Annotated in this window: 4 protein-coding genes and 1 pseudogene; all 5 read left to right on the top strand. The window is 64.9% G+C overall.

The annotated features are described in order from the left end of the window. Positions 1-600 (top strand): annotated as a pseudogene (gene proA, locus RMO81_RS01050) (gamma-glutamyl-phosphate reductase); the annotation flags it as partial. After that, complete coding sequence (locus RMO81_RS01045; protein WP_310473869.1) at positions 600-1,211, top strand: nicotinate-nucleotide adenylyltransferase; 612 nt, start codon at positions 600-602, stop codon at positions 1,209-1,211. The pseudogene proA and the gene RMO81_RS01045, both read left to right, overlap by 1 nt. A 32-nt stretch (positions 1,212-1,243) precedes the next feature. Beyond that, positions 1,244-1,606 carry a ribosome silencing factor gene (rsfS, locus tag RMO81_RS01040; RefSeq protein WP_310473871.1) on the top strand — a complete coding sequence of 121 codons (363 nt, stop codon included), beginning with the start codon at positions 1,244-1,246 and terminating at the stop codon, positions 1,604-1,606. A gap of 3 nt (positions 1,607-1,609) precedes the next feature. Beyond that, on the top strand, positions 1,610-2,035 hold the full coding sequence (locus RMO81_RS01035) for a 23S rRNA (pseudouridine(1915)-N(3))-methyltransferase RlmH (RefSeq protein ID WP_310473868.1): 426 nt from the start codon (positions 1,610-1,612) through the stop codon (positions 2,033-2,035). Between the two features lie 93 nt (positions 2,036-2,128). Further along, the coding region (locus RMO81_RS01030) for a S41 family peptidase (protein ID WP_409049567.1) at positions 2,129-3,025 on the top strand (897 nt) is incomplete at its 3' end.

Genomic DNA, 3,025 nt, shown 5'->3' with positions numbered 1-3,025 from the left:
GTGCCGGTGCTGGCGCATCTTGATGGCATCAACCATGTCTATGTCGATGCCAGCGCCGATGTCGGTCAGGCGGTGGCCATCGTGGTCAACTCCAAGCTGCGCCGCACGGCGGTGTGCGGGGCGATGGAGACGTTGCTGATCGATGCCGCCGCGCCGCATGCGCTCAAGCAGCAGCTGGTGACGGCGCTGCTCGATGGCGGCTGCGAAGTGCGCGGCGATGCGGCCGTGCAAACACTCGATACGCGCATCAAGCCGGCCGTGGCCGAAGACTGGGACACCGAATATATCGACGCCATCGCCAGTGTCGCCGAAGTGGCCGGCGTTGATGGCGCCATTGCCCACATCACCGCCCACGGCAGCCAGCACACCGAAAGCGTGGTGGCGCAAGACGCCGATGTGGCCGAGCGCTTCCTCAACCGCGTCGATGCCGCCATCGTGCTGCACAATGCCTCCACCCAGTTTGCCGATGGCGGCGAGTTCGGTTTCGGGGCGGAAATCGGCATCGCCACCGGCCGCCTGCACACACGTGGGCCCGTGGCGCTGGAAGGCCTGACCATTTTCAAGACGCTGGTGCGCGGCACCGGCCAGGTGCGGCCCTGATGGCGCGCATCGGCCTTTTGGGCGGCAGCTTCAATCCGGCGCACGCAGGCCATCGCCACATCAGCCTGGTGGCGATGGAGCAATTGCTGCTGGATGAAGTCTGGTGGCTGGTGTCGCCGCTCAATCCGCTGAAGGCCGCCACCGGCATGGCGCCGCTGGAAGTGCGGACAGCGCGGGCGCAGCGACTGGCGCGGCATCCGCGCATCAAGGTTTCGGCGCTGGAACAATCGTTGGGCACGCGCTTTGCCGTCGATACGGCGCGGGCGCTGAAACGACGCTGCCCGCACCATGATTTCGTGTGGATCGGCGGCGACGATATCCTGGCCGAACTGCACCGCTGGCGGCGCTGGCGGCAGTTTCTGCACCAGATTCCGCTGGCTGTGGTGCCGCGTCCCGGTGTGTCGCTGTTGCGCGCCCCGGCACTGAAGTGGGCCGGCTGGTCGTCGGCACCGCCTTGGCGCTGGACGGATGCGCCCTTGCCAGCGATAATAAAGCTCAAGTCCCGGCTGCGGCCGGAATCGGCGACTGCCATCAGGGCGGCCGATCCCGACTGGGCCACCACTGCACGCCCTGACGACTCAACGATCGAAGATAAAGGCACAAGCGTTTGACCAAGACTGACCGCGTGGACGAGCTTCACGCCATGATCATGAAGAGCCTGGATGATGATCAGGCCGTGGATCCCGTTTCCATCCCGCTTGCCGGCAAGACCAGCATCGCCGATTTCATGGTGATCGCCAGCGGTCGCAGCGGCCGCCAGGTGGCATCGATGGCGATGAAGATCGCCGACAAGATGAAATCCGATTTCCGCCGCAGCGCCCGCGTGCAGGGCCTGCCGGCCGCCGATTGGGTGCTGATCGATTGCGGGGACATCATTGTCCACCTGTTCCGGCCCGATGTGCGCGCCTTCTATAATCTGGAAAAAATGTGGGGCCTGGATGACGCGCCCAACCCGTCGCCGGCCTTCGCGCCGATCACCGGACCCGTGGTTGCAACCCCGCACTGAGCGGTGAAGCTGCACATCATCGCCCGTGGCCGTATCGGCCAATCGCCCGAAGCCGAACTGGTGCAGCGTTACGCCACGCGCTTGCGCGGGCGGCTGGTGGTGACCGAGATTGGCGACACCGCGCCCTGGCCGCTGTTCGGCATTCATCTTGGCCCTGGCCGCACGGTGGCGCTCGACGAACGGGGCCGCGATCTGCCTTCCAGCGATCTGGCGGCACAGCTTGCCCGCTGGCGCGATGATGGGTTCCGCGAAGTGCGTTTCCTGATTGGCGCTGCCGACGGCCATGATGCCGCCACCCGCGACAAGGCTGATCTGCTGCTCGGCTTTGGCCACGCCACCTGGCCGCACATGCTGGTGCGCGCCATGCTGGCCGAACAACTGTATCGCACCGCCGCCATCCTGGATGGCCACCCCTATCACCGCGAGTGACGGGCCATTCACTGGCCTGAAAGGCCGCAGGGAGTAGCAAGCTGTCCCACATCTGCTATCCTGGTCCTTCATTTGCTGTGAGTCTGCTGCCCGATGAGCCTGAAACAGAGCTGGAAGATCGCCTTGCCGCTGGCCGCCCTGGCGCTGGTGCCGGGCTATGCCGCCGTGCAGGCCGCCGCTGAAACCGATACCTACAAGGAACTCGATGCCTTGATGGACGTGTTCGAGCGGGTGCGCGTGACCTATGTGGACAAGGTGGACGACAAGACGCTGATCCGCGGCGCCATCAACGGCATGCTGGCCAGCCTTGATCCGCACTCCGGCTATCTTGATGGCCGCGATTACGCCAATCTGAAGCAGACGACCGACGGCGAATATAGCGGCCTCGGCCTCACCGTAACGTCGGAAGACGGCGCGGTGAAGGTGATTACCCCCACCGACGGCACGCCTGCCGCCAAGGCCGGCATCAAGGCCGGCGATTATGTCACGCACCTTGATGATGAGTTGATCTATGGCGGCACGCTCAACGAAGCAGTCGACAAGATGCGCGGCCCGGCTGGTACCAGGATCAAGCTGACCGTGGTGCGTCAGGGCGAGCCCAAGCCGCTGGAATTCACGCTTACCCGCGAAGTCGTGGTGATCAAGCCGGTGCGCTGGGAAACCCGCGACAATATCGGCCTCATCCGTATTTCCACCTTCAACAGCAAGACCGGCGAAGCCACCCGTGAGGCGGTAGAAGGCGTCAAGGCCAAGCTGGGCGCCGGCGTCGTCGGTTATGTCATCGATCTGCGCTCCAACCCCGGCGGCCTGCTCGATGAAGCCATCAAGGTGTCGGACGTGTTCCTCGACGCCGGTGAAGTCGTGTCGGAACGCCGCCGCGCCAAGAACGATGTTGATCGCTATTTCGCCAAGGCCGGCGATGTGACCGACGGCAAGCCGGTGGTGGTGCTGGTCGATGAAGGCACGGCGTCTGCCGCTGAAATCGTCGCC

Source organism: Sandarakinorhabdus sp. (assembly GCF_031422795.1).
Lineage (GTDB): Bacteria > Pseudomonadota > Alphaproteobacteria > Sphingomonadales > Sphingomonadaceae > Sandarakinorhabdus.
The sequence above is the reverse complement of the archived record's forward strand: the minus strand, read 5'-3'. Positions and strand labels throughout refer to the sequence as shown.

Coding starts and splice junctions, on each gene's coding strand:
- RMO81_RS01045 (WP_310473869.1), top strand. CDS start 600: ATGGCGCGCATCGGCCTTTTGGGCGGCAGCTTCAATCCGGCGCACGCA.
- rsfS (WP_310473871.1), top strand. CDS start 1,244: ATGATCATGAAGAGCCTGGATGATGATCAGGCCGTGGATCCCGTTTCC.